General features: G+C 72.1%; 24 protein-coding genes. 20 read left to right on the top strand and 4 right to left on the bottom strand.

Annotation, left to right across the window (positions count from 1 at the left end; translation table 11 throughout):
- Nucleotides 1-161 precede the first annotated feature (161 nt).
- The 8 genes from OG904_RS11105 (at nt 162) to glmM (ending at nt 8,517) form a co-directional block, all read left to right on the top strand.
- Nucleotides 162-1,184, top strand: a complete 1,023-nt coding sequence (locus OG904_RS11105; protein WP_008739666.1) for a DNA-directed RNA polymerase subunit alpha — start codon at nt 162-164, stop codon at nt 1,182-1,184.
- Between the two features lie 137 nt (nt 1,185-1,321).
- Entirely contained in the window at nt 1,322-1,783 is a 462-nt protein-coding gene (gene rplQ / locus OG904_RS11100) for a 50S ribosomal protein L17 (protein WP_030008477.1), read from the top strand.
- A 113-nt stretch (nt 1,784-1,896) separates the two neighbouring features.
- Entirely contained in the window at nt 1,897-2,748 is an 852-nt protein-coding gene (gene truA, locus OG904_RS11095; protein WP_405489850.1) for a tRNA pseudouridine(38-40) synthase TruA, read from the top strand.
- An 82-nt stretch (nt 2,749-2,830) separates the two neighbouring features.
- Complete coding sequence (locus OG904_RS11090; RefSeq protein ID WP_328300322.1) at nt 2,831-4,450, top strand: ATP-binding cassette domain-containing protein; 1,620 nt, start codon at nt 2,831-2,833, stop codon at nt 4,448-4,450.
- Between the two features lie 46 nt (nt 4,451-4,496).
- Complete coding sequence (locus OG904_RS11085; RefSeq protein WP_405489847.1) at nt 4,497-5,783, top strand: glycosyltransferase family 87 protein; 1,287 nt, start codon at nt 4,497-4,499, stop codon at nt 5,781-5,783.
- Between the two features lie 232 nt (nt 5,784-6,015).
- The gene (rplM, locus tag OG904_RS11080) at nt 6,016-6,459 is read left to right on the top strand and encodes a 50S ribosomal protein L13 (protein WP_328300324.1); all 444 of its coding nucleotides are present in this window, start codon (nt 6,016-6,018) and stop codon (nt 6,457-6,459) included.
- 42 nt (nt 6,460-6,501) lie between these two features.
- The gene (rpsI, locus tag OG904_RS11075; RefSeq protein WP_405489845.1) at nt 6,502-7,023 is read left to right on the top strand and encodes a 30S ribosomal protein S9; all 522 of its coding nucleotides are present in this window, start codon (nt 6,502-6,504) and stop codon (nt 7,021-7,023) included.
- A gap of 135 nt (nt 7,024-7,158) precedes the next feature.
- On the top strand, nt 7,159-8,517 hold the full coding sequence (gene glmM, locus OG904_RS11070) for a phosphoglucosamine mutase (RefSeq protein WP_405489843.1): 1,359 nt from the start codon (nt 7,159-7,161) through the stop codon (nt 8,515-8,517).
- A 139-nt stretch (nt 8,518-8,656) separates the two neighbouring features.
- Here glmM and OG904_RS11065 read toward each other — a convergent pair whose 3' ends face one another.
- Together OG904_RS11065 and coaA are read right to left on the bottom strand one after the other, a co-directional pair.
- A complete protein-coding gene (locus tag OG904_RS11065; protein WP_405489841.1) occupies nt 8,657-9,607 on the bottom strand; it encodes a DUF389 domain-containing protein in 951 nt (316 codons plus the stop codon).
- Between the two features lie 26 nt (nt 9,608-9,633).
- Entirely contained in the window at nt 9,634-10,698 is a 1,065-nt protein-coding gene (gene coaA / locus OG904_RS11060) for a type I pantothenate kinase (RefSeq protein ID WP_405489839.1), read from the bottom strand.
- A gap of 266 nt (nt 10,699-10,964) precedes the next feature.
- On the opposite strand from coaA, the gene OG904_RS11055 reads away from it, so the two are divergent.
- The 7 genes from OG904_RS11055 to tsaE all read left to right on the top strand — a co-directional run bounded on the left by OG904_RS11055 (nt 10,965) and on the right by tsaE (nt 18,572).
- Nucleotides 10,965-11,753 (top strand): hypothetical protein, encoded by a 789-nt coding sequence (locus tag OG904_RS11055; RefSeq protein ID WP_405489837.1) that lies wholly within the window; start codon nt 10,965-10,967, stop codon nt 11,751-11,753.
- Between the two features lie 109 nt (nt 11,754-11,862).
- The gene (glmS, locus tag OG904_RS11050) at nt 11,863-13,713 is read left to right on the top strand and encodes a glutamine--fructose-6-phosphate transaminase (isomerizing) (protein WP_405489835.1); all 1,851 of its coding nucleotides are present in this window, start codon (nt 11,863-11,865) and stop codon (nt 13,711-13,713) included.
- An 87-nt stretch (nt 13,714-13,800) separates the two neighbouring features.
- On the top strand, nt 13,801-14,169 hold the full coding sequence (locus OG904_RS11045; RefSeq protein ID WP_405489833.1) for a holo-ACP synthase: 369 nt from the start codon (nt 13,801-13,803) through the stop codon (nt 14,167-14,169).
- 107 nt (nt 14,170-14,276) lie between these two features.
- Nucleotides 14,277-15,671, top strand: coding sequence for an NAD(P)H-hydrate dehydratase (locus OG904_RS11040; protein ID WP_405489831.1), 1,395 nt, complete (start codon nt 14,277-14,279; stop codon nt 15,669-15,671).
- A 64-nt stretch (nt 15,672-15,735) separates the two neighbouring features.
- The gene (gene alr / locus OG904_RS11035) at nt 15,736-16,872 is read left to right on the top strand and encodes an alanine racemase (protein ID WP_405489830.1); all 1,137 of its coding nucleotides are present in this window, start codon (nt 15,736-15,738) and stop codon (nt 16,870-16,872) included.
- Entirely contained in the window at nt 16,817-18,067 is a 1,251-nt protein-coding gene (locus OG904_RS11030) for an alpha/beta fold hydrolase (RefSeq protein WP_405489828.1), read from the top strand. Before alr ends, OG904_RS11030 begins: the two co-directional genes overlap by 56 nt.
- Nucleotides 18,021-18,572 (top strand): tRNA (adenosine(37)-N6)-threonylcarbamoyltransferase complex ATPase subunit type 1 TsaE, encoded by a 552-nt coding sequence (gene tsaE / locus OG904_RS11025; protein ID WP_405489826.1) that lies wholly within the window; start codon nt 18,021-18,023, stop codon nt 18,570-18,572. The genes OG904_RS11030 and tsaE overlap by 47 nt, the downstream gene beginning before the upstream one ends.
- A 534-nt stretch (nt 18,573-19,106) precedes the next feature.
- Here tsaE and OG904_RS11020 read toward each other — a convergent pair.
- Nucleotides 19,107-19,664, bottom strand: a complete 558-nt coding sequence (locus tag OG904_RS11020; protein ID WP_405489824.1) for a hypothetical protein — start codon at nt 19,662-19,664, stop codon at nt 19,107-19,109.
- A 125-nt stretch (nt 19,665-19,789) separates the two neighbouring features.
- On the opposite strand from OG904_RS11020, the gene tsaB reads away from it, so the two are divergent.
- Genes tsaB through OG904_RS10995 form a run of 5 tightly spaced genes read left to right on the top strand, consistent with a single transcriptional unit; the run spans nt 19,790 to nt 23,110 of the window.
- Nucleotides 19,790-20,452, top strand: a complete 663-nt coding sequence (tsaB, locus tag OG904_RS11015) for a tRNA (adenosine(37)-N6)-threonylcarbamoyltransferase complex dimerization subunit type 1 TsaB (protein WP_405489822.1) — start codon at nt 19,790-19,792, stop codon at nt 20,450-20,452.
- Between the two features lie 29 nt (nt 20,453-20,481).
- The gene (gene rimI / locus OG904_RS11010) at nt 20,482-20,994 is read left to right on the top strand and encodes a ribosomal protein S18-alanine N-acetyltransferase (RefSeq protein ID WP_405497940.1); all 513 of its coding nucleotides are present in this window, start codon (nt 20,482-20,484) and stop codon (nt 20,992-20,994) included.
- Nucleotides 20,987-22,156, top strand: a complete 1,170-nt coding sequence (gene tsaD, locus OG904_RS11005) for a tRNA (adenosine(37)-N6)-threonylcarbamoyltransferase complex transferase subunit TsaD (protein ID WP_405489820.1) — start codon at nt 20,987-20,989, stop codon at nt 22,154-22,156. Before rimI ends, tsaD begins: the two co-directional genes overlap by 8 nt.
- Before the next feature lie 14 nt (nt 22,157-22,170).
- On the top strand, nt 22,171-22,434 hold the full coding sequence (locus OG904_RS11000; protein ID WP_405497938.1) for a hypothetical protein: 264 nt from the start codon (nt 22,171-22,173) through the stop codon (nt 22,432-22,434).
- A 55-nt stretch (nt 22,435-22,489) separates the two neighbouring features.
- Nucleotides 22,490-23,110, top strand: a complete 621-nt coding sequence (locus tag OG904_RS10995; protein WP_405489818.1) for a hypothetical protein — start codon at nt 22,490-22,492, stop codon at nt 23,108-23,110.
- An 81-nt stretch (nt 23,111-23,191) separates the two neighbouring features.
- On the opposite strand, the gene OG904_RS10990 is transcribed toward OG904_RS10995, so the two are convergent.
- A complete protein-coding gene (locus OG904_RS10990) occupies nt 23,192-24,394 on the bottom strand; it encodes a THUMP-like domain-containing protein (RefSeq protein ID WP_405489816.1) in 1,203 nt (400 codons plus the stop codon).
- Between the last annotated feature and the right edge of the window lie 6 nt (nt 24,395-24,400).

Below are 24,400 nucleotides of genomic sequence, written 5' to 3'. Positions count from 1 at the left end.
CGGGCTTCGCGCCTGTGCGTCTTTGAGTGTCCGGGCGGTACGAACCCCTCGCGGGGGACGTACCGCCCGTACCCTTGTAGTTCGTAGTGCCAGTGTTCGCAGCCCCGTGCTGCACTCCGTCGGGCGTCAAATAGTGGGCGTCCACGAATGAAGGAATCCACATGCTTATCGCTCAGCGCCCCTCGCTGACCGAAGAGGTCGTAGACGAGTACCGCTCGCGGTTCGTGATCGAGCCGCTCGAGCCGGGCTTCGGCTACACCCTCGGCAACTCGCTCCGCCGTACGCTCCTGTCCTCGATCCCGGGTGCCGCTGTCACCAGCATCCGCGTGGACGGCGTCCTGCACGAGTTCACCACCGTGCCCGGTGTCAAGGAAGACGTCACCGACATCATCCTCAACATCAAGCAGCTGGTCGTCTCCTCGGAGCACGACGAGCCGGTCGTGATGTACCTGCGCAAGCAGGGTCCCGGCCTGGTCACCGCTGCCGACATCGCGCCCCCGGCCGGTGTCGAGGTGCACAACCCGGACCTGGTCCTCGCCACGCTCAACGGCAAGGGCAAGCTGGAGATGGAGCTGACCGTCGAGCGCGGTCGCGGCTACGTCTCCGCCGTCCAGAACAAGCAGCTGGGCCAGGAGATCGGTCGCATCCCGATCGACTCCATCTACAGCCCGGTCCTCAAGGTCACCTACAAGGTCGAGGCGACCCGAGTCGAGCAGCGCACCGACTTCGACAAGCTGATCGTCGACGTCGAGACCAAGCAGGCCATGCGCCCGCGCGACGCCATGGCGTCCGCCGGCAAGACCCTGGTCGAGCTGTTCGGTCTGGCCCGCGAGCTCAACATCGACGCCGAGGGCATCGACATGGGCCCCTCGCCGACGGACGCGGCCCTGGCCGCCGATCTCGCCCTGCCGATCGAGGAGCTCGAGCTCACCGTTCGGTCGTACAACTGCCTCAAGCGCGAGGGCATCCACTCCGTGGGTGAGCTCGTCGCCCGCTCCGAGGCCGACCTGCTCGACATCCGCAACTTCGGTGCGAAGTCGATCGACGAGGTCAAGGCGAAGCTGGCCGGCATGGGCCTGGCCCTCAAGGACAGCCCGCCCGGATTCGACCCGACCGCCGCCGCCGACGCCTTCGGCGCCGACGACGACGCGGACGCCGGTTTCGTCGAGACCGAGCAGTACTGATTCTTCCCGTCGCCGGCGGCTGAGGTCCTTGGCCTCAATCGCCGGCCGGGCTTGATTGAACTTTCCCGCGGCATCCGCCCCGGGGGAACTGTCACCGGTACCTGACACGGCCGGTGCAGATATGAAGGAGTATGACCATGCCGCGTCCCGCAAAGGGTGCCCGTCTGGGCGGCAGCGCCGCGCACGAGAAGCACCTCCTCGCGAACCTCGCGAAGTCGCTCTTCGAGCACGGCCGCATCACCACCACCGAGGCCAAGGCCCGTCGCCTGCGTCCCTACGCCGAGCGTCTGGTGACCAAGGCCAAGAAGGGCGACATCCACAACCGTCGCCTGGTGCTGCAGACGATCACGGACAAGAGCATCGTGCACACGCTGTTCACCGAGATCGCCCCGCGCTACGAGAACCGCCCCGGTGGTTACACGCGCATCACCAAGATCGGCAACCGTCGTGGCGACAACGCCCCGATGGCCGTGATCGAGCTGGTCGAGGCCCTTACGGTCGCCCAGCAGGCCACCGGTGAGGCCGAGGCCGCCACCAAGCGCGCGGTCAAGGAGGCGGAGGCTGTCGAGACCCCCGCCGAGGAGACCAAGGAGGCCTGATCCCCTTCGGGATCGAGCTTGCTTGAACGGCTCTGAACGGGCCCGCCCCCTCACCGGGGCGGGCCCGTTCTGCGTTTCCTGGCGTCATTCGCGTTTCTGAGAGGATCTGTCACGTGAGTGACGAGGTGGAGCCCGGACACGTCCGGGTCAGGCTGGACCTGAGCTACGACGGCAAGGACTTCTCCGGCTGGGCGAAGCAGCGCGTGCTGCGGACCGTCCAGGGTGAGCTGGAGTCCGCGCTGCAGACCGTGATGCGGCTGCCCGACCCGGTCGAGCTGACCGTGGCCGGCCGCACCGACGCGGGCGTGCACGCCCGCGGGCAGGTCGCGCAGTTCGACGTGCCGGGCGAGGTGTGGGCCGAGCACCGGGACAAGCTGCTGCGCCGCCTCGCCGGGCGGCTGCCGCACGACGTACGGGTCTGGAAGGCCGCCGAGGCCCCCGCGGGCTTCAACGCCCGGTTCTCCGCGATCTGGCGCCGCTACGCCTACCGGGTCGGCGACCACCAGGCCGGTGTGGACCCGCTGCTCCGCGGCCACGTGCTCTGGTACCAGTGGCCGCTGGACGTGGACGCCATGAACGAGGCCGCGGCCGCGCTGGTCGGGGAGCACGACTTCGCCGCGTACTGCAAGAAGCGCGAGGGGGCCACGACGATCCGCACCCTCCAGCAGCTCAGCTGGGAGCGGGGCGAGGACGGGATCATCACCGCGACCGTCCGCGCGGACGCCTTCTGCCACAACATGGTCCGCTCGCTGGTCGGCGCCCTGCTGCACGTCGGCGACGGCCACCGGTCGGCCGACTGGCCCGGAAAGGTGCTGGGGGCGGCCGTACGGGACTCCTCGGTGCACGTGGTCAAGCCGCACGGGCTGACCCTGGAGGAGGTCGGCTACCCGGCCGACGAGCTGCTGGCCGCGCGCAGCAAGGAGGCGCGCAACCTGCGCACCCTGCCCGGGGCCGGCTGCTGCTAGTGCGGTGACCGCCGTCAGCTCCGGCCCGGGACGCGGATAACCCGTTTGGGCGGATCGACGCCCGACCGGGACAATGCCCCCCATGGGACATCTCGAAGCCAGCCACCTGGAGTACTACCTTCCCGACGGGCGGGTACTGCTCCCCGACGTCTCCTTCCGGGTGGGGGAGGGGTCGGTCGTCGCGCTCGTCGGGGCGAACGGGGCCGGCAAGACCACTCTGCTGAAGATGATCTCCGGTGAGCTCCAGCCGCACGGCGGCGCGGTCACCGTGAGCGGCGGGCTCGGGGTGATGTCGCAGTTCGTGGGCTCGGTCCGCGACGAGACGACCGTACGGGACCTGCTGGTCTCGGTGGCCCAGCCGCGGATCCGGGAGGCCGCAAAGGCCGTGGACCGGGCCGAGCAGCTGATCCTGACGGTCGACGACGAGGCCGCCCAGATGGCGTACGCGCAGGCGCTCAGCGACTGGGCCGACGTACAGGGGTACGAGGCGGAGACGCTGTGGGACGTCTGCACGATGGCCGCGCTGGCGATCCCGTACGACACGGCGCAGTTCCGTCAGGTGCGCACGCTGTCGGGCGGTGAGCAGAAGCGGCTGGTGCTGGAGGCGCTGCTGCGCGGTCCGGACGAGGTGCTGCTGCTCGACGAGCCGGACAACTACCTGGACGTCCCGGGCAAGCGGTGGCTGGAGGAGCAGCTGGAGGCCACCCGCAAGACGGTGCTGTTCGTCTCGCACGACCGGGAGCTGCTCACCCAGGCCGCCGAGAAGATCATCAGCCTGGAGGCGAGCCCGACGGGCTCGGACGTGTGGGTGCACGGCGAGGGGTTCGCCACGTTCCACGACGCCCGCAAGGAACGCTTCGCGCGCTTCGAGGAGCTCAAGCGGCGCTGGGACGAGGAGCACGCCCGGCTGCGGGCCCTGGTGCTGCGCCTGCGCAACCAGGCCGCGAGCAGCCCGGACATGGCTTCGCGCTACCGGGCGATGCAGACCCGCTTCCAGAAGTTCGAGGAGGCCGGCCCGCCGCCGGAGCCGCCCCGCGAGCAGGACATCCGGATGCGCCTCAAGGGCGGCCGTACGGGCGTGCGCGCGCTCACCGTCGAGAACCTCGAACTGACCGGGCTGATGAAGCCGTTCTCCCTGGAGGTCTTCTACGGGGAGCGGGTCGCCGTCCTCGGCTCGAACGGCTCCGGCAAGTCCCACTTCCTGCGGCTGATGGCGGGGGAGGAGGTCAAGCACACCGGTACCTGGAAGCTCGGCGCCCGCGTGGTCCCCGGCCACTTCGCGCAGACCCACGCCCACCCGGAGCTGTTCGGCCGGACCCTCGTCGACATCCTGTGGACGGAGGCGGCGAAGCCGCTCGGCGCGGCGATGGGCGCCCTGCGCCGCTACGAGCTGGAGCGGCAGGCGGAGCAGCCGTTCGAGAAGCTGTCGGGCGGTCAGCAGGCACGCTTCCAGATCCTGCTGCTGGAGCTGGCGGGCACGACGGCGCTGCTCCTGGACGAGCCGACGGACAACCTGGACCTGGAATCGGCGGAAGCGCTGCAGGACGGGCTGGAGGCCTACGAGGGCACTGTGCTGTGCGTCACGCACGACCGGTGGTTCGCCCGGACATTTGACCGCTACTTGGTCTTCGGTTCGGACGGTGTTGTGCGAGAGACTACGGAACCCGTCTGGGACGAACGTAGGGTCGAACGCAAACGCTAGGGGTGGGACCGCCCCCGGCTTGGTCGAGGGTCGAGGAGACTGCGCCGTGGGGCTGAGGCCGAGTGTCTGGGTCACGAAGTGGGACAGCCCTTCCTCCTGGGACCGCCGGGTGGAGTGGCTGCTGCGGCCGGCCCCCCGCTCCTGGCGGTTCGTGGGCGTGATGATCCTGCTGAAGGTCGCGGTCTCGGCGAGCATGCGGGCGAACTGGGGCTCGGACAACGCCTTCGTGGTCAAGGCCGCGGACGCCCTGCTCGCCGGGGTCTCCCCGTACGAGGACAAGCGGTTCCTCTACCTGCCCAGCGCCGTGCTCATGGCGATCCCCGAGGCGCTGTTGCCGGACTCCCTGCTGCGCTGCGTGCTGACGCTGGGGATGACCGGGCTCGTCGGGCTCGGGTGGTGGGCCTCGCTGCGGCTGTTCTCGGTGCCGGTGGCCTCGCGGCTGGCCGTCGGCGGTTTCGCGCTGTTCGCGCAGGCCTACAAGCCGTACTTCAACCTCGTGCTGATAGGGAACTGGACGGCGATCTCGGCCGCCGCCCTGCCGGTGGCGCTGCTGCTCGCGCACCGCAAGCACTGGGCGGCGGCCGGGCTGGTCGTGGGCCTCGCCATAGCGTGCAAGCCGATGCTGGTGCCGCTCGGGCTGCTGTTCCTGCTGGCCCGGCAGTGGCGTGGGCTGGCCCTGGCGGCGGGCGTGCCGGTGGCGCTGTCGCTGGTCGGGGCGCTGATGATGCCCCACCCGACGCTGTTCTTCACGAAGACGCTGCCGTTCCTGCTCAACGGCCAGGATTCCTACGCGCTGCCCTGGGACGCGTCGCCGATCGCGGCGCTGCCGCGGCTGGGGGTGCCGGCGCCGCTGGCGGTGGCGCTGGCCTTCGCGGGGGCCGGGTGCGGGCTGTGGGCGGCCTGGCGGCGCTGGCGGCGGCCGGTCGAGGCGGACGGGGACGGGGGTGAGCTGCGGCTGGTGGAGACGGCCTGCATGGTGATGCTCGCCGCTTTCCTGGTGTCGCGGCCCTCCTTCGACCACTACCTGATCGTGGTGCTCCCGCTCCTGCTGGCCTCGGGGGTGCGGGCGGGCTCGATGCCGCGTTCTCCCTGGTTCTGGCTGGCCCTGGTGCCCCAGACCGCGGGCATCCCGTGGCCCTCGGAGTTCGAGCACAAGAGGCGGGCATTCCGGGACATGGTGACCCTGTGCTCGCTCGCCGGTTTGCTCGTGTGGCGTTCGCGGCGGCCCGGTCGGGTTATGGTGGAAGCCGTACGAACTGCGGGGTCCCCACCCAGGACCGAACCGGAGTGCGCCACGATTCCCGTCCAGACGGGGTCGAGGACCGCGTTTTGACCCTTCTTGGGCTTCACGGGTATCCTGCTGGTTCGTCATGCGTTTTGGCTTGCTCATTCTCACGTGAGAGGGCATTACGCCGGTCCACCGGGCCGATGACCAGCGGTTCACACGGATTGCGTCTCCGTTGTGACCAGGGCTGTCGTGATCGTCCGTGGTGACCTTGTCAGGACCCGTCCTCTGGGGCTAACGCCTCGGGGATGCCCACCACTGAAGAAGCGAAGGCATACGCGTGCGTACGTTCAGCCCCAAGCCCGGCGACATCTCGCGCCAGTGGCTCGTCATCGACGCCCAGGACGTTGTCCTCGGCCGTCTGGCGACCCAGGCCGCTGCCCTCCTGCGGGGTAAGCACAAGCCGACTTACGCCCCCCACATGGACATGGGCGACTTCGTCATCATCGTCAACGCCGACAAGGTTCACCTGTCCGGCAACAAGGCGACCCAGAAGATGGCGTACCGCCACTCCGGTTACCCGGGTGGTCTCCGCTCCGTGCGTTACGACGACCTCCTGGCGAACAACCCGGAGAAGGCCGTCGAGAAGGCCATCAAGGGCATGCTCCCCAAGAACACCCTGGGCCGTCAGATGATCTCGAAGCTGAAGGTCTACTCGGGCGATGTGCACCCCCACGCTGCTCAGCAGCCGGTGCCGTTCGAGATCACCCAGGTCGCGCAGTAGTTCCGGCCACCCCCTAAGACGTAGAAAATTCTGAGGAGCATCGTGGCCGAGACCACCGCCGAGACGACCCCCGTCGACGAGTTCGAGGGCAACGTCGAGGAGTACACCACCGAGTCTGTGGAAGCCGTTGAGGGCGACTACACCTCCGAGTCCCTTGCCGGCCGCTTCGGCGACCCCCAGCCGGCCGCCGGCCTGGGCCGTCGCAAGAACGCCATCGCCCGCGTCCGGATCGTTCCGGGCACCGGCAAGTGGAAGATCAACGGTCGCACCCTTGAGGACTACTTCCCCAACAAGGTGCACCAGCAGGAAGTCAACGAGCCGTTCAAGCTCCTCGAGCTGGACAACCGCTACGACGTCATCGCCCGCATCTCGGGTGGCGGCGTTTCCGGCCAGGCCGGCGCCCTGCGCCTCGGTGTGGCCCGTGCGCTGAACGAGGCGGACGTGGACAACAACCGCCCGGCGCTGAAGAAGGCCGGCTTCCTCTCCCGCGACGACCGTGCGGTCGAGCGCAAGAAGGCCGGTCTCAAGAAGGCCCGTAAGGCTCCGCAGTACAGCAAGCGTTAATCTGCGCCCGCTGTTCTGCAACGAAACCGCCCCGGCAGCACTCTTTGTGCTGCCGGGGCGGTTCGTTTACCGCCACAAGCGGCAAGTAAATGGCACAAGTGGACACAAGCGATGCGTGAACTCGGGAGGACAACAGTGGGACGACTCTTCGGGACGGACGGTGTACGAGGCGTCGCGAACGCGGATCTGACGGCCGAGCTCGCGCTCGGTCTCTCCGTGGCCGCGGCACACGTGCTGGCCGAGGCGGGCACCTTCGAGGGTCATCGGGCCACCGCCGTGGTCGGCCGGGACCCCCGGGCCTCGGGTGAGTTCCTGGAGGCCGCAGTCGTCGCGGGCCTCGCGAGCGCGGGCGTGGACGTCCTGCGCGTCGGTGTGCTGCCCACCCCGGCGGTGGCGTATCTCACCGGTGCGCTGGGCGCCGACCTCGGTGTCATGCTCTCGGCCAGCCACAACGCCATGCCCGACAACGGCATCAAGTTCTTCGCGCGTGGCGGTCACAAGCTCGCCGACGAGCTGGAGGACCGGATCGAGTCGGTCTACGAGGACCACCGCACGGGCGCTCCGTGGGACCGGCCCACCGGCTCCGGCGTCGGCCGCGTCTCCGACTACACCGAGGGCTTCGACAAGTACGTCGCCCACCTCATGGGCGTCCTGCCCAACCGCCTCGACGGCCTCAAGGTCGTCCTGGACGAGGCGCACGGCGCGGCCGCGTTCGTCTCGCCCGAGGCCTTCGCGCGGGCCGGCGCGGAGATCATCACCATCGGTGCCGAGCCCGACGGCCTGAACATCAACGACGGCTGCGGCTCCACCCACCTCGGCCTGCTGAAGCAGGCCGTCATCGAGCACGGGGCCGACCTCGGCATCGCGCACGACGGGGACGCCGACCGCTGCCTCGCCGTGGACGCGAACGGCGAGGAGGTCGACGGGGACCAGATCCTCGCCGTGCTGGCGCTGTCGATGCGCGAGGCCGGGCACCTGCGCGAGGACACCGTGGTCGCCACCGTGATGTCGAACCTGGGCTTCAAGCTGGCCATGGAGTCCGAGGGCATCAACGTCGTGCAGACCGGCGTCGGCGACCGGTACGTCCTGGAGTCGATGAAGGAGCACGGGTACGCGCTGGGCGGCGAACAGTCCGGCCACGTGATCATCCTCGATCACGCCACCACCGGTGACGGCACGCTGACCGGCCTGATGCTGGCGGCGCGGATCGCGGCCACCGGCAAGTCCCTGGCGGAGCTGACCGGGGTCATGCGGCGGCTGCCGCAGGTGCTGGTCAACGTCCCCGACGTGGACAAGTCGCGGGTCACGACCTCGGGCGAGCTGGCCGCGGCCGTCGCCGAAGCGGAGCGGGAGCTGGGCACGACCGGGCGCGTACTGCTGCGTCCGTCGGGCACGGAACCGCTCGTACGGGTGATGGTGGAGGCCGCCGACATCGAGCAGGCCCGCTCGGTCGCGGGGCGGCTGGCGGACGTGGTGAAGTCGGCGCTCGGCTAGACCCGCCGTTCTCCGTGTACCGGCCCCGCGCTACGAAGCCCCGTAGCGCGGGGCCGGCCGCGTTGCGGGGCGCTGCGCGGTGGCGGCGGCGCGTGGCGGCGGCGCGTGGTGCGGGGTGCCGTCGTGCTGTCGGTCCGGCTCAGGCCCTGGGGGAGGTGCGGCGCCAGTGGCCGCGCTGGGTGCGCCACAGCAGTTTCTGGCCGAGCAGGGTCAGTACGCCGGCCAGCATGATCCCGGACAGGTTCACCAGCAGCTGGGCCGCCGAGCCCCACATCTGGGCGAAGTCTCCGTAGCCGAGGGCAACGGCCGCGTTGGCGGCCGCCGGGACGGTGGTCACCGAGATGGCGACGCCGACCAGCGCGCCGGACTTCGCGGAGGTCAGGGAGAGCACCCCGGCCGAGCCGGCGAGCAGGGCCACCACGAAGGAGAACGGGTCCGGCTGCCAGATGAAGCTGGTGTTGGGGCGCGGGTCGTCCAGCATCCCCTCGTGGAACAGGCCGAGCGCGTCCATCACCAGGGTGAAGCAGGTGGTGGCGACCATCGCGGCGGCGAAGCCGACGAGCAGGGCGGCGAGCGAGCGGGCGGCCTGCCGCGGGGCGCGCCGCACCAGGCCGGTGCAGACCCCGGCGAGCGGTCCGAACTCCGGGCCGACCGCCATCGCGCCCACGATCAGGACGGCGTTGTCGAGGACGACCCCGCAGGCCGCGATCATCGTCGCGATGATCATGAAGGCGCTGTAGGTGATGGTGAGGGTGGATTCCTCGTGGGTCGCCTCGCTCAGCTGCTCCCACAGGACGGCGTCGGCCGCCTCTCCGGGGGCCTCCTCCTCGGCCCTGTCGGCCCGCGCGGACAAGGAGAGGTCGATGTTCTCGACCGCGATCGAGCCGTCCTCGGCGATGCCGATCGCACGGAGCTCGTGCAGCAGCTCGTCCCCCGCCTCGCGGGCGACGTCGCACATCACGATGTCGCCCGGGGGGATGCGGGCCGCGCCGGGGAGCACCACCAGATGGGTGGTGCCGACCGTGCGCTCGACGATCCGCACCACGGCGTCCGTCCGGTCCGCCGGAGTGATCATCCGTAGGTGCAGCATGGCCGCACAGTAGCTTCCGCGGGCGGTCAGAGCTTGCGCAGACTCAGCTTCTGCACCTTGTGGTCCGGGCCCTTGCGGACCACGAGGGTGGCGCGGCCGCGGGTCGGGGCCACGTTCTCCAGGAGGTTGGGCCTGTTGATCGTCCGCCACATCGTCTGGGCGTACTCCAGCGCCTCCTCCTCGGAGACCTGGGTGTACTTGCGGAAGTAGGAAAAGGGGTTCTGGAACGCGGTCTCGCGCAGCTTGCGGAACCGGTTGAGGTACCAGCGCTCGATGTCCTCGGGGCGGGCGTCCACGTACACGCTGAAGTCGAAGTAGTCGGCGAGACCGACCCGGGTGCGGCCGTCCTTGCCGGGCAGGGCCGGCTGCAGGACGTTGAGCCCCTCGACGATCAGGATGTCGGGGCGGCGCACGACGAGCTGCTCGCCGGGCACGATGTCGTAGATCAGGTGGGAGTAGACCGGGGCCGTGACCTCGTCCTTGCCCGCCTTGATGTCGGCGACGAAGCGGGTCAGCGCGCGGCGGTCGTAGGACTCGGGGAAGCCCTTGCGGGCGGTCAGCCCGCGCCGCTGGAGCTCCTTCATCGGGTACAGGAACCCGTCGGTGGTGACCAGCTCCACGCGCGGGTGCTCGGGCCAGCGGGCGAGCAGGGCCTGCAGGAGGCGGGCCACGGTGGACTTGCCCACGGCGACCGAGCCGGCGACCCCTATGACGAAGGGGGTGCCCTGCTGTGCGCCGTGGCCGTTGCCGGCGTCGCCGAGGAAGGTGTTGAGGGTGCCGCGGAGGTTGCTGGTGGCGCCGACGTACAGGTTCAGGAGGCGGGAGAGCGGCAGGTAGACGTCGCGGACCTCGTCGAGGTCGATGACGTCGCCCAGTCCGCGCAGCCGCTCGACCTCGTCGGCCGTCAGCGGGAGCGGTGTGCGCTCGCGCAGGGCGCTCCACTCGGCCCGGGTGAGGTCGACGTAGGGGGAGGCCTCGTGGCCCCGGCGGCGCGTGGGGTGCGCGGCGTGCTCGGGGTGCGTGGGGTGCTCCGATCCGGCGGGGCGCTCCGTTGCGCTGTCCGGCGTGCTTCGTGGCGGCGAAGAGATCACAGAGCCATTGTCACGGGTCACGGGCCGCCGTGGGTGGTGTGGTCGGTCACGTGGCTGGGGGCCTTTTGGCCGCAAGTGGATGGGTTGTACGCGGACCGGTACCGATTGGAGGCCTCCCCGGTCTCGTGGGGGTCACGATGCGTGGGGCGTGCAGGCAACCAGCGGCCCGATGTCGGTGGGACCCCGTACGGTGTGGATCACCGCAGCTCAAGACGCCGCCCCGGAATCGGGGTACTGCCACGCGCTGCACTTTTCCGATCTGTCCCGTGGGGGGAACCATCGTGCGCAACGCGCTGCTCCGCCGTACCGTCCTGTCCGCTTCGGCCGTGTCCCTGGCACTGTTCGCCACCGCGTGCGGCGGCTCCGGCAAGGCTGACGCGAAGCCGTCGGCCTCGGCATCCGCGGCTGCTCCGGCTGCTCCGGCGGCCAAGGGGAAAACGGATGCGGAACTCGCGGGCATGATCCTGGTCCAGGCGGACCTGCCCACGCACCTCTTCAAGTCCGTCTCCGAGAAGGACGCCAACGCCGGGCAAGGGGCTACCAGCGACGTCCCCGAGTGCCTGCCGGTGCTGCGGGCGATGGCCGCTACGCCGCCGATCGGCAGTCCGACCGGAGCGGTGCGCACCGCCGTGGCCGCCAAGCCGAAGCCGGTGGCCAAGGACGCGAGCGAGGAGGACAAGCAGCTCGCCGCCCAGAACGCCCTCGGGGCGACCGCCACCGTGGTCAGCCTGTACTCGTACGACGGAGACGGTGCGCAGAAGGCCTTCCGCTCGCTCGTAGAGGCGGGCCGCCCCTGTGAGAAGGGCTTCGTGCCCACGGTGGCCGGCGAGCAGCTCGGCAACACCACGGTGCGCCCGTTCACCGAGGTCAAGGTGGGGGACGAATCGCTGACCTACACCCTTGCGATGTGGGACGACGAGGTAGGACGGCTCTCGACGGAGCTCGTGGTCGTGCGCAAGACCAATACCCTCGCCGTCTTCTACGCGCAGAGCATGAGCGGCACTGCCGAACACCCCAAGGAGGTCGTCGAGGCCCAGGCCAAGAAGCTCGGCTGACCGTTCGCCCGAACACGCGTCAACCCCGCTCCGGCACATTCGCCGGGGCGGGGTTTTCGTCTTGTTCAGGTACCGGGCAGGGAGCCAACTACGGCGTACCCTGCGGCTTATGTGCGGAATCGTGGGTTACGTGGGAGCGCAGTCGGCGCTCGATGTGGTCATTGCCGGACTCAAGCGGCTGGAGTACCGCGGCTACGACTCGGCGGGAGTGGCCGTGCTCGCCGACGGATCGCTCGCCTCGGTCAAGAAGGCCGGCAAGCTGGTCAATCTGGAGAAGGAACTGGTCGGGCACCCGTTGCCGGCCGGTTCCACGGGGCTCGGACACACCCGGTGGGCCACCCATGGCGGGCCCACCGACGCCAACGCCCACCCGCACCTCGACAACTCGGGGCGCGTGGCGGTCGTGCACAACGGGATCATCGAGAACTTCGCCGCGCTGCGGGCCGAGCTCGCCGGGCGCGGGCACCGGCTGGAGTCCGAGACGGACACCGAGGTCGTGGCACACCTGCTGGCGGAGCGGTTCGAGGCCGCGGGCGGGGATCTGACGGAGGCGATGCGCCAGGTGTGCCGGCGCCTCGACGGGGCCTTCACCCTGGTCGCCGTGCACGCGGACCAGCCGGAGGTGGTGGTCGGCGCCCGCCGGAACTCGCCGCTGGTGGTGGGCGTCGGAGAGGGCGAGAACTTCCTCGCCTCGGACGTGGCCGCGTTCATCGCCCACACGCGGTCCGCGATCGAACTGGGGCAGGACCAGGTCGTCGAGCTCCGCCGCGACGGTGTCTCGGTGACCAACTTCGACGGCTCGCCCGCGAGCGTGCGGGCGTACCACGTGGACTGGGACGCCTCGGCGGCCGAGAAGGGCGGCTACGACTACTTCATGCTCAAGGAGATCGCCGAGCAGCCGAAGGCCGTCGCCGACACCCTCCTGGGCCGGATCGACGCGAGCGGCCTGCTGACCCTCGACGAGGTGCGCATCCCCGACTCGGTGCTGCGCGAGGTCGACAAGGTCGTGATCGTGGCGTGCGGTACGGCCTACCACGCGGGCATGATCGCGAAACTGGCCATCGAGCACTGGACCCGCATCCCGTGCGAGACGGAGCTGGCCAGCGAGTTCCGCTACCGCGACCCGATCCTGGACCAGCGGACGCTGGTGATCGCGATCTCGCAGTCCGGCGAGACGATGGACACCCTCATGGCGCTGCGCCACGCGCGCGAGCAGGGCGCGAAGGTGCTGGCCGTCTGCAATACGAACGGGTCGACGATCCCGCGCGAATCGGACGCCGTGCTGTACACGCACGCCGGCCCGGAGGTGGCCGTCGCCTCGACCAAGGCGTTCCTGACGCAGCTGGTCGCCTGCTACCTGGTCGCCCTCTACCTCGGGCAGGTGCGGGGCACCAAGTGGGGCGACGAGATCCGGGCGGTCATCCGGGAGCTGTCGGACATCGCCGCGGCGGTGGACACCGTACTGGAGACCATGGAGCCGGTACGGGAGCTCGCGCGCTCCCTGGCCGACAAGAACACCGTGCTGTTCCTCGGCCGGCACGTCGGCTACCCGGTGGCGCTGGAGGGTGCGCTCAAGCTCAAGGAGCTGGCGTACATGCACGCCGAGGGCTTCGCGGCGGGCGAGCTCAAGCACGGGCCGATCGCGCTGATCGAGAAGGACCTGCCGGTCGTGGTCGTCGTACCGTCGCCGCGCGGGCGCTCGGTGCTGCACGACAAGATCGTGTCGAACATCCAGGAGATCCGGGCGCGCGGGGCGCGGACCATCGTGATCGCCGAGGAGGGGGACGAGGCGGTGGTCCCGTACGCCGACCACCTCATCCGCATTCCGGCCACCCCCACGCTGCTCCAGCCGCTGGTGGCCACCGTGCCGCTGCAGGTGTTCGCGTGCGAGCTGGCCACGGCGCGGGGCAACGAGGTGGACCAGCCGCGTAACCTCGCCAAGTCGGTGACCGTGGAGTGAGCGCAGCGACCGGAGCGGGTCGCCGACAATGGGGCACAGTGGTGACCGTGGAGTAGCTGGCCCGTTGGCCTCGTTGGAGTTGTTGTTGTGATTATCGGCGTCGGGATCGACGTGGCGGAGATCGAGCGGTTCGGCGCGGCGCTGGAGCGCACGCCGAACATGGCCGGGCGGCTGTTCCTCGACGCCGAGCTGATGCTGCCGGGCGGCGAGCGGCGCGGAACCGCCTCGCTCGCCGCCCGGTTCGCCGCCAAGGAGGCGCTGGCCAAGGCGCTCGGGGCGCCCGGCGGGCTGCTGTGGACCGATGCCGAGATCTACGTGGAGGAGACCGGGCAGCCGCGGCTGCGGGTGTCGGGGACGGTGGCGGCGCGAGCGCTGGCGCTGGGCGTGAAGTCCTGGCACATCTCGCTCAGCCACGACGCGGGCATCGCCTCGGCCGTGGTGATCGCCGAGGGCTAGGCCCTCCCTTCCGGATCTTGTCGGCCGGGCCCGCGGTGCCGGGCGCCGCGGGCCCGGCAAGATCCGAAAGGGGCGGCCCGGGCGCCTTCTTCGGGCAGGCTGGTGCCATGCGTACTGCTTACAGCGTGGAGACCGTACGGGCCGCCGAGCGCGAGCTGATGGCCCGGCTGCCCGAGGGCACCCTGATGCTGCGGGCGGCGGCCGGACTGGCCGCCGTCTGCGCGCGGCTGCTGCCCCGGGTGTACGGGGCGCGCGTGGTACTGCTGGTCGGCCCGGGGGACAACGGCGGCGACGCGCTGTACGCGGGCGCCCGCCTGGCCCGCCGCGGGGCCGGGGTGACGGCGGTGCCGGTGGATCCGGCGCGGGTCCACGCGGGCGGTCTGGCCGCGCTGCTGGCCGCCGGCGGGCGGCTGGAGCCGGCCGTGCCGCGGCGGGCGGACCTGGTGGTCGACGGGCTGGTCGGGATCGGGGGCCGGGGCGCGCTGAGGCCGGCCGCGGCCGCACTGGTGGAGCGGATCCCGCCGGGCGCGACGGTGGTCGCCGTGGATCTGCCGAGCGGGGTGGACGCGGACACCGGGGAGGTGGCCGGAGCGGCCGTGACGGCCGGTGTGACGGTGACCTTCGGGGCGTACAAGCCGGGGCTGCTGATCGACCCCGGGGCCTCGCGGGCGGGTGCGCAGCAGCTGGTGGACATCGGGCTGGAGCTGCCGGCGCCCGAGGTGGAGGCCCTGCAGCACGCCGATGTGGCGGGACTGCTGCCGCAGCCGACGGCAGCGAGCGACAAGTACCGGCGGGGCGTGGTCGGGATCGTCGCCGGGTCCGCGCGCTACCCGGGCGCGGCGGTGCTCGCGGTGGCGGGAGCGCTGCGGGGCGGCGCGGGCGCGGTGCGCTACACCGGGCCGCCGGCCGTGGCGCAGGCCGTGCTGGCCCGGTACCCGGAGACGCTGATCGGACCCGGCCGGGTCCAGGCGTGGGTGGTCGGGCCGGGACTGGGCGACCAGCGCGGCGCGGAGGTGCGGGAGGCGCTGTCGCAGCCGGTGCCGGTACTGGTGGACGCGGACGGGCTGCGCGGACTGGACCCCGGGGCGCTGCGGGCGCGGACGGCCCCGACCCTGCTGACCCCGCACGCGGGGGAGGCGGCGGCGCTGCTCGGTGTCCCGCGGGAGGCGGTCGAGGCGGGCCGGCTGGCGGCCGTACGGCAACTGGCGGAGCGGTACGGGGTGACGGCCCTGCTGAAGGGGTCGACGACGCTGGTCGCCTCCGCGGGCGCGCCCGTCCGGGTGAACCCGACCGGGACCCCGTGGCTGGCCACCGCCGGGAGCGGGGACGTGCTGTCCGGGCTGGCCGGGTCCCTCCTGGCGGGCGGCCTGCCCGCGCGGGACGCGGGCTCGGTCGCGGCGTACCTCCACGGCCTGGCGGCCCGCCTCACGGGCGGCCCGCTCCTGGCGCAGCAACTCGCCGAAGCCCTCCCGGCGGCCTGGCGCGAGGTCCACCACCCGTGACCCCCGGAGTCCGGCGGGGAGCCGTGTCCGATCCGGCGGGCGGGGCTCTGAGAGACTGGTGGGGATGAACGAGACACCCATGCGCGTGTACGCCGAGATCGATCTTGACGCCGTACGGGCGAACGTGCGCGCGCTGCGTCAGCGTGCCCCCCGGTCCGCGCTGATGGCCGTCGTCAAGGCGGACGCCTACGGGCACGGGGCCCTGGCCTGCGCCAAGGCCGCCCAGGAGGCCGGGGCGGGCTGGCTCGGGACGGCCACGCCCGAGGAGGCCCTCGCGCTGCGCGCCGCCGGGATCGAAGGCCCCGTCATGTGCTGGCTCTGGACCCCCGGCGGGCCCTGGCGGGAGGCCATCGAGGCCGGCATCGACGTCTCCGTGAGCGCGCTGTGGGCCCTCGACGAGGTACGGGAAGCCGCCCGCGCCGCCGGCCGCACGGCCCGCGTCCAGCTCAAGGCCGACACCGGCCTCGGCCGGGCCGGCTGCCAGCCCGCCGACTGGGAGGCACTGGTGGGGGCGGCCGTCGCCGCCCAGGCCGAGGGCACCGTGGACGTCACCGGCGTCTGGTCGCACTTCGCCTGCGCCGACGAGCCCGGCCACCCCTCCATCCAGCTCCAGCTCTCGGCCTTCCGCGACATGCTCGCGTACGCGGAGAAGGAAGGCGTGGAGCCCGAGGTCCGGCACATCGCCAACTCGCCCGCCACGCTCACCCTCCCCGAGTCCCACTTCGACCTGGTCCGCTGCGGCCTGGCCGTCTACGGGGTGTCGCCCGCGCCCGAGCTCGGCACCCCGGCCCAGCTCGGCCTGCGGCCCGCGATGGCACTCAAGGCCTCCGTCGCGCTGGTCAAGACCGTTCCGGCCGGGCACGGGGTCAGCTACGGCCACCACTACGTCACCGAGAAGGAGACGGGCCTCGCGCTGATCCCGGCCGGCTACGCCGACGGCGTCCCGCGCCACGCCTCCGGGCTCGGCCCGGTGCTCGTCGGCGGGAAGATCCGCCACGTCGCCGGACGCGTCGCCATGGACCAGTTCGTGGTCGACTTGGACGGAGACGACGTCCGCGTCGGCGACGAGGCGGTCCTCTTCGGGGACGCGGAACGCGGTGAACCCACCGCCGAGGACTGGGCTCAAGCGGCGCGCACGATCGCGTATGAGATCGTCACCCGTATCGGAGGCCGAGTGCCCCGGGTGTACCTGGGCGGCTGAGCGGAGTGAGGGCGGCGGCGTGAGCGAGAACTGGCGCAAGGCCGGCTGGGCAGGCGCTGCCATCGGCGTGATAGCCGCGGGCGCCGCGGCCGGGGTCGCGGTCGAACGGATCACCGTCGGCCGGGGCATGCGGATGAAGGCGCGCCTCGCGCTCGACGCGACCGGGGACTACGGCTCCCTGCGCGGCACCCCGGGCACCGCACGGGCCGAGGACGGCACCGCCCTGTACTACGAGGTCGACGAACTGCCCGAGGAGGGCAAGCGGCGCCGGCTGCGCCGCAAGGCCCCGGCCGCGCCGACCGTGGTCTTCTGCCACGGGTACTGCCTCGCCCAGGACTCCTGGCACTTCCAGCGCGCCGCCCTGCGCGGCCTGGTCCGCGCCGTGTACTGGGACCAGCGCAGCCACGGCCGCAGCGCGCGCGGCCTGGCCCAGGCCGAAGGCGAGCCGGTGACCTTCGAGCAGCTCGGCCGCGACCTGAGGGCCGTCATCGACGCCGCCGCCCCCGAGGGCCCGCTGATCCTGGTCGGTCACTCGATGGGCGGTATGACCATCATGGGACTGGCCCAGGAGTTCCCCGGGCTCGTCCGGGACCGCGTGGTCGGGGTGGCGCTGGTCGGCACCTCCAGCGGAGGCCTGGGCGAGGTCACGTACGGGCTGCCCGCCCTCGGGTTCGGGGCGGTACGACGCATCCTGCCCGGGGTGCTCAAGGCGCTCGGCTCCCAGGTGGAGCTGGTGGAGAAGGGCCGGCGGGCCACCGCCGACCTGTTCGCCGGGATGGTCAAGATGTACTCCTTCGCCTCGCGGGACGTGGACCCGGGCGTCGCCCGCTTCGCCGAGCGGCTGATCGAGGCCACCCCCATCGACGTGGTCGCCGAGTTCTACCCGGCCTTCCAGACGCACGACAAGACGGCCGTGCTCCAGCGGTTCGCGGACATCCCGGTCACCGTCATCGCCGGGGACGGGGACATGGTCACCCCGCCCGGGCACAGCCAGGCCATCAAGGAGGCGCTGCCCTCCGCCGAACTGGTCGTCCTGGAGTCCGCCGGGCACCTGATGATGCTGGAACACCCGGACACCGTGACCAGGCTGATCACCGAGCTGCTGGCGCGCACCGGGGTGGTGTCCGTACCGGCTAACGTTGGCGGGCATGGAAGAAGTACCGCTGGAAGCACCGGAGCGGGCGCAGGGGCCTGACTCCGAAACGCACGTCACCGTCGGCTCGCCCGACGCCATGCAGGACCTCGGCCGCCGGATCGCCGGGCTGCTGCGCCCCGGTGACCTCGTCCTGCTGACGGGGGAACTCGGCGCCGGCAAGACCACCCTGACCCGCGGCCTCGGCGAGGGGCTCGGCGTGCGCGGGGCCGTGACCTCGCCGACCTTCGTGATCGCCCGGGTGCACCCGTCGCTGACCGGCGGTCCGGCGCTGGTGCACGTGGACGCGTACCGGCTGGGCGGCGGGCTGGACGAGATGGAGGACCTGGACCTCGACGTGTCGCTGCCCGAGTCCGTCGTCGTCGTGGAGTGGGGCGACGGCAAGGTCGAGGAGCTGTCCGACGACCGGCTGCACGTGGTGATCCGGCGGGCGGTCGGCCACGAGGAGGTCCTGGACGACGTCCGGGAGGTCGTGGTCCGCGGGATCGGGAGCCGCTGGTCGGCCGGGGCCGGTCTGGAGAGCCTCGCGGGCGTCCTCTCGGAATAGTCCTTCCGCGGGGGCCTTCGGCGGAGCCTTCCCGAGCCCTCCGGGAGCCCTTCCGCGAGAAACGTACCGACAACTCGTCGGGAAGATATTGCGCGGGCGGCAGCGCACGTGGTCACATGGTACAGAGGGCTGGTTAGGTGTACCTAAGTACAGGCTGGTCCCGGCCAGGAGGCAGCCATGTCGACAGCAGGAGCAGCGCGCGTCCCCAGCCCGTCCGCCGTGTCGATGGGGGCGTTGCTCGCCGCGTGCGCCGCCGCCAGCGCGGTGTCGACGCCGCCCGCGCGTGAGCGCGCCGGGGAGCCCGGGGGGCCCGGTCCCGTGGGGGAAGGGGCCGGGGAGGGCAAGCGGGCCGCCACGGAGTCAGAAGCGGCCTGAGGTGGCCTGAAGCGGGCCGAGGCGGACGGAGGGGCGGACACGTAGGCCCGACCGGAGACGCGGACACGGCGGCCCGGGGCCGCCCGGGGCGCGGACCCATATCCCCCGTTCGGGTGAATCTCCCGTCCGGCACCGGTGTGTCGGACCCCGCTCAGCGGCTCAGGGAACGACGACGACCTTCGAGCCGATCGTCGCGAAGGCCCACATCGCGTCGCTGTCCGCGCGCGTCATGCGGACACCGCCGGTCTTCTTGCCCGGGTCGGGCGCCGGCAGGGTGTTGTCCACGCGGGCGCTGAAGCCGACCGCGATCCCCTGCGGGCTGGCGAAACGGACGACGTGCTCGATCGGCACCCCGTCCGAGCCGGTCACATTGCCGGTGCGGGAGCCCACCGTGTAGCTGCCCGGCACGGGATGGACCGTACTCGGCATCACCGCGAAGGACTTCGGCTCCCCGGAGGGTCCCACCAGCCACACGCGCTTCTGGCCCACCGAGTACACGACGCGCGGCCCGGTGCCGGAACCGGCCGGGACGGCCACCGGCTTCGCCGGGTCCGGCTTGGCGGCCCCGGAGTCGCTCGGAGCGGGCACCGGGCTCTGCGGCGCGGCCTTCTGGGGGTGTGCGGGGGCGGTGGCGGAAGCCTGGTAGCCGAGGAAACCGATGACGGCGATCGCCGCCGCGGTGAGCCCGGCCACGATTCCCGAGCTGCTGCGTGCCACCTTGCTCCACCTCTCCGCATGGTCATTCGAACGATCAAGCCCTGACACCTGGATCGAAGGTAGCAGCAGGGGTGCCCGCAGACCGGCCGGAAGGGCCGGGGGCCCCGGAGTCGTAGGCTGTTCGCGTGCTCTTGCTCGCTGTAGATACCGCCACGCCCGCCGTCACCGTCGCCCTGCACGACGGCGAGTCCGTCCTCGCCGAGTCGAACCAGGTCGACGCCCGCCGCCACGGGGAGCTCCTGCTGCCCTCCGTGGACAAGGTCCTCGCCGAGGCGGGGGTCAAGCTCGAAGCCGTCACCGGCATCGTCGTCGGAGTCGGCCCCGGCCCCTACACCGGACTGCGGGTCGGTCTCGTCACCGCGTCCACCTTCGCCTCCGTCCTCGGCGTGCCCGTCCACGGGCTGTGCACCCTCGACGGCCTGGCCTACGCGGCCGGCGCGGCCGGGATCGAGGGCCCCTTCACCGTCGCCACCGACGCGCGGCGCAAGGAGGTCTACTGGGCGCGCTACGAGGACCCCCGCACCCGGGTCGGCGAGCCCGCCGTGGACCGGCCGGCCGACATCGCCGAGCGCGTCGCCGGACTGCCCGCCGTCGGGCAGGGCGCACAGCTGTACCCGGAGGTCTTCACCGACGCGCGGGCCCCCGAGCACCAGAGCGCCGCCGCGCTGGCCGGCCTGGCGGTGGAACGCCTGGCGGCGGGAGCGGAGTTCCTGCCGCCGACCCCGCTCTACCTGCGCCGCCCCGACGCCCAGGTGCCCAAGAACTACAAGGTGGTCACCCCGCAGTGACCGCCACCTCAGCAGTCGCCCTGCGCGAGATGCGCTGGTGGGACATCGAACCGGTGCTGGAGCTGGAGCACGAACTGTTCCCCGAGGACGCCTGGTCCGCCGGGATGTTCTGGTCCGAGCTCGCCCACGCCCGCGGCCCCGGCGCCACGCGCCGCTACGTGGTGGCGGAGGAGGCGGGCCGGCTGGTGGGCTACGCCGGGCTGGCCGCCGCCGGCGACCTGGGCGACGTACAGACCATCGCCGCGGCCCGCGACCAGTGGGGCACCGGGCTCGGCGCCCGGCTGCTGACCGAGCTGCTGCGCGCCGCCAGCGCCTTCGAGTGCGCCGAGGTGCTGCTGGAGGTGCGGGTCGACAACGTCCGGGCCCAGAAGCTCTACGCGCGCTTCGGCTTCGAGCCGATCGGCTTCCGGCGCGGCTACTACCAGCCCGGCAACGTCGACGCGCTCGTGATGCGCCGCCTCTCCGACCCCGCGCACCCCGTAGACCCCGACCCCGACCCCGCGTATTTCAAACCCCTGCAAGGTGAGACGACCCATGGCTGACGAACCGCTCGTCCTCGGCATCGAGACCTCCTGCGACGAGACCGGCGTCGGCGTCGTCCGCGGCACCACGCTGCTCGCGGACGCCATCGCGTCGAGCGTCGACGAGCACGCCCGCTTCGGCGGGGTCGTGCCCGAGGTGGCCTCCCGCGCCCACCTGGAGGCGATGGTCCCCACCATCGAGCGCGCCCTGAAGCAGGCCGGGGTCAGCGCCCGCGACCTCGACGGCATCGCCGTCACCGCCGGCCCCGGTCTCGCGGGGGCGCTGCTGGTGGGCGTCTCGGCCGCGAAGGCGTACGCGTACGCGCTGGGCAAGCCGCTGTACGGGGTGAACCACCTGGCCTCGCACATCTGCGTCGACCAGCTGGAGCACGGTCCGCTGCCCGAGCCCACGATGGCGCTGCTGGTCTCCGGCGGGCACTCCTCGCTGCTGCTCGCCCCCGACATCACCTCCGACGTACGGCCGCTCGGGGCGACCATCGACGACGCGGCGGGCGAGGCGTTCGACAAGATCGCGCGCGTACTCCAGCTGGGCTTCCCCGGCGGTCCGGTCATCGACCGGCTCGCGCGCGAGGGCGATCCGAAGGCGATCAACTTCCCGCGCGGGCTGACGGGGCCGCGCGACGCCCCGTACGACTTCTCCTTCTCCGGCCTCAAGACCTCGGTCGCCCGCTGGATCGAGGCGAAGCGCAAGGCGGGCGAGGAGGTGCCGGTGCGCGATGTGGCGGCTTCCTTCCAGGAGGCCGTGGTGGACGTGCTGACGCGCAAGGCGATCCGCGCGTGCAAGGACGAGGGCGTCGACCACCTGATGATCGGCGGCGGTGTCGCGGCCAACTCCCGGCTGCGCTCGCTCGCGCAGGAGCGGTGCGACGACGCGGGGATCGTCCTGCGGGTGCCGCGGCCGGGGCTGTGCACCGACAACGGCGCGATGGTGGCGGCGCTGGGCGCGGAGATGGTCAAGCGCAACAGGGCCCCCTCGGACTGGGACCTGTCGGCGGACTCCTCGCTCCCGGTGACGGATCCGCACGTTCCCGGCAGTTCCCACGGCCCTGCCGGATCCCACGGACACGGACACGGCCATGATCACGGGCACGGGCACGGGCACGGGCACGGGCCCGACCACGACCACGTGCACGAGCTGAGCAAGGACAACCTGTACTCGTGAGCACCGTCGCGCTGATGTGGGAGGCCCGGTCCGTGCCCGGGCGGGCCAACGAGCTGCTGGAGTGGGCCCGTTCGCGGGTCCTGGCCCAAGATCCGGTGCGGCGCGAGGTGTTCCGGGCCCCGCAGGACCGGGTACTCGTGATCACCTGGTGGGACGCCCCGGGGGGAATCGGCGCGGACCTTCCCGAACTGCCCGAGCCGGACGCCGACTTGATCACGCGGGCGGTCCACCGCTGGCGGTTCGAATCGGTGGAGGCCGAGGGATCCGGCGGAAGCTGATCTTCCGCTCCGCGGTCCGAAGTGGAGTCTGCGGCGTGCGGATATGGTCATGCGCATGCCCCGCCGTGACCTGCCGCCGCCGCCCCCTCCCGCGCACCTGCGCGCCTGGCTCGACCAGGACACCGTACGGGCCGATCGCGCCCGTTTCCTGAGCGAGTTGGGGCGGCGCAGCCTGGGCTTCGGCCGGCTGCTGCTGCTCTGGGCGGTCTCGGCGGTCTTCGCCCTCGGCTGGTCCTTCGTGGGCATGGCACTGATGGCCATCGAGACGCACGACCCGCTCTCGTACCTCTTCGGGCTCATCTTCGGCGTGCTCGGTGTGGGCGTGCTGATACCGGCCGGGTTCTGGTTCGCCTGGGGCGCCAAGCGGGACCGGCAGGTGCGGCGGCTGCTGTGCGCGTGGGCGGAGCTGGACCGCGACCCGCCCACGGACGCCGCCGTACGCGCGCCGGGGCGCAGCCTGACCTGGCTGCTGGCCTCCTTCGCCCTGGGCGCCTTCGGCCTCTGGGTGACCTTCGGGTCGGCGGCTTCGGCCCGGCCCGGCGGGGACACGTACGGCGAGGTCGCCTACACCATGGGCCTCGGCCTGATCCTGTGGATCACCGGCCTGCTGGGCCTGGGCAAGGCGGGCGCGCACTACCGGTGGGCGGTGCGGGCCTTCCACGGCGGTCCGGTCTAGGGGGTCAGGTCTAGGGGGTCCGGTCCGTCAGGCGCGGCGGGTTCGCGAGGCGCGGCCGGTCCGCCCGGCGCGGCCCGTCCGTCAGGCGCCGCCGCGCGGCCGGAGCCCCACCGGGGAGCCGATCAGCATCGAGGGCGCCCCGGCGACCCGGGTCAGGAACACGGTCGCGGAGTTCGGCCCCTGCGGCTTCACCTTCTTGCGCAGTTCCTCCGGCTCGATCGCGGAGCCGCGCTTCTTCACCGTCAGGATGCCGACCCCGCGCTCGCGCAGCAGGGCCTTGAGCTTCTTCAGCCCGAAGGGCAGCACGTCGGTGATCTCGTACGAGGTCGCGTACGGGGTCTCGCGCAGCTCGTCGGCGGTGATGTACGCGATGGTCGGGTCGATCAGCCGGCCGTCCAGCTGCTCGGCCACCTCGGCGACGAGGTGGGCCCGGATCACGGCGCCGTCGGGCTCGTAGAGGTAGCGGCCGACGGGCCCGGCCGCCGGGTCGGGCAGCGGCTCGGCGGTCGCCAGCGCGCGCGGGCCGGGCAGCAGGGTGGCGCGGATCTCGCCGGGGGCGGTCCCGAACCACAGGACGGCCTCCTTCACGTCCCCCTGGTCGGAGATCCACTCGGCCGCGGCCTCCGCCGGCACGGCCTCGTGGGGGATCCCGGGGGCGATCTTGATGGCGGCGAACTTCGCGGCGCGGGCGGTCTCCACGGCCCACGACAGCGGCGGGGAGTAGGACTCCGGGTCGAAGATCCGGCCGCGTCCTCCCCGGCGGGCCGGGTCGATGAAGACGGCGTCGTACCCGGCGGTGTCGACCTCCGTCACATCCGCCTCCCGGACCTCGATCAGGTCCGCCAGCCCCAGCGCCCCGGCATTGGCGCGCGCGACGGCGACGGTGAGCGGGTCGTGGTCCACCGCCAGCACGCGGATGCCGAGCCGGGCCAGGGCCAGGGCGTCGCCGCCGATGCCGCAGCACAGGTCCGCGAGGCTGCGTACGCCCAGGGCGGCGAGCCGCTCGGCGCGGTACGAGGCCACCGACGCGCGGGTGGCCATCTCGCCGCCGCCGGGGGTGAAGTACATCCGGTGGGCGTCCTCGGCCCCGAACTTCGCCACCGCCCGTTGGCGCAGCCGGGCCTGGCCCAGGGCGGCGGAGACCAGTGCGGCGGGGTGCTCGCGGCGCAGCCGGGTGGCGTACGCGAGCTCCTGGGCGGGGTCGTAGTCCCGGAGCGATTCGAGGAGGGCGCGGCCCTCGGGGGTGAGGAGCGCGGCGAAGTCTTCGGGGGTCACGGGGTCCATTGTCGG

Source organism: Streptomyces sp. NBC_00096 (assembly GCF_045041305.1).
Taxonomy (GTDB): domain Bacteria; phylum Actinomycetota; class Actinomycetes; order Streptomycetales; family Streptomycetaceae; genus Streptomyces.
Note: the sequence above shows the minus strand (reverse complement) of the source record. Positions and strands in the feature narration are given on the sequence as shown.

Excerpts from the sequence above, each read along its gene's own strand:
- OG904_RS11105 (WP_008739666.1), top strand. The coding sequence starts at position 162 with ATGCTTATCGCTCAGCGCCCCTCGCTGACCGAAGAGGTCGTAGACGAG.
- rplQ (WP_030008477.1), top strand. The coding sequence starts at position 1,322 with ATGCCGCGTCCCGCAAAGGGTGCCCGTCTGGGCGGCAGCGCCGCGCAC.
- OG904_RS11090 (WP_328300322.1), top strand. The coding sequence starts at position 2,831 with ATGGGACATCTCGAAGCCAGCCACCTGGAGTACTACCTTCCCGACGGG.
- OG904_RS11065 (WP_405489841.1), bottom strand. The coding sequence starts at position 9,607 with ATGCTGCACCTACGGATGATCACTCCGGCGGACCGGACGGACGCCGTG.
- glmS (WP_405489835.1), top strand. The coding sequence starts at position 11,863 with ATGTGCGGAATCGTGGGTTACGTGGGAGCGCAGTCGGCGCTCGATGTG.
- OG904_RS11040 (WP_405489831.1), top strand. The coding sequence starts at position 14,277 with ATGCGTACTGCTTACAGCGTGGAGACCGTACGGGCCGCCGAGCGCGAG.
- alr (WP_405489830.1), top strand. The coding sequence starts at position 15,736 with ATGAACGAGACACCCATGCGCGTGTACGCCGAGATCGATCTTGACGCC.
- OG904_RS11030 (WP_405489828.1), top strand. The coding sequence starts at position 16,817 with ATGAGATCGTCACCCGTATCGGAGGCCGAGTGCCCCGGGTGTACCTGG.
- tsaE (WP_405489826.1), top strand. The coding sequence starts at position 18,021 with ATGGAAGAAGTACCGCTGGAAGCACCGGAGCGGGCGCAGGGGCCTGAC.
- rimI (WP_405497940.1), top strand. The coding sequence starts at position 20,482 with ATGCGCTGGTGGGACATCGAACCGGTGCTGGAGCTGGAGCACGAACTG.
- tsaD (WP_405489820.1), top strand. The coding sequence starts at position 20,987 with ATGGCTGACGAACCGCTCGTCCTCGGCATCGAGACCTCCTGCGACGAG.
- OG904_RS11000 (WP_405497938.1), top strand. The coding sequence starts at position 22,171 with ATGTGGGAGGCCCGGTCCGTGCCCGGGCGGGCCAACGAGCTGCTGGAG.
- OG904_RS10995 (WP_405489818.1), top strand. The coding sequence starts at position 22,490 with ATGCCCCGCCGTGACCTGCCGCCGCCGCCCCCTCCCGCGCACCTGCGC.
- OG904_RS10990 (WP_405489816.1), bottom strand. The coding sequence starts at position 24,394 with ATGGACCCCGTGACCCCCGAAGACTTCGCCGCGCTCCTCACCCCCGAG.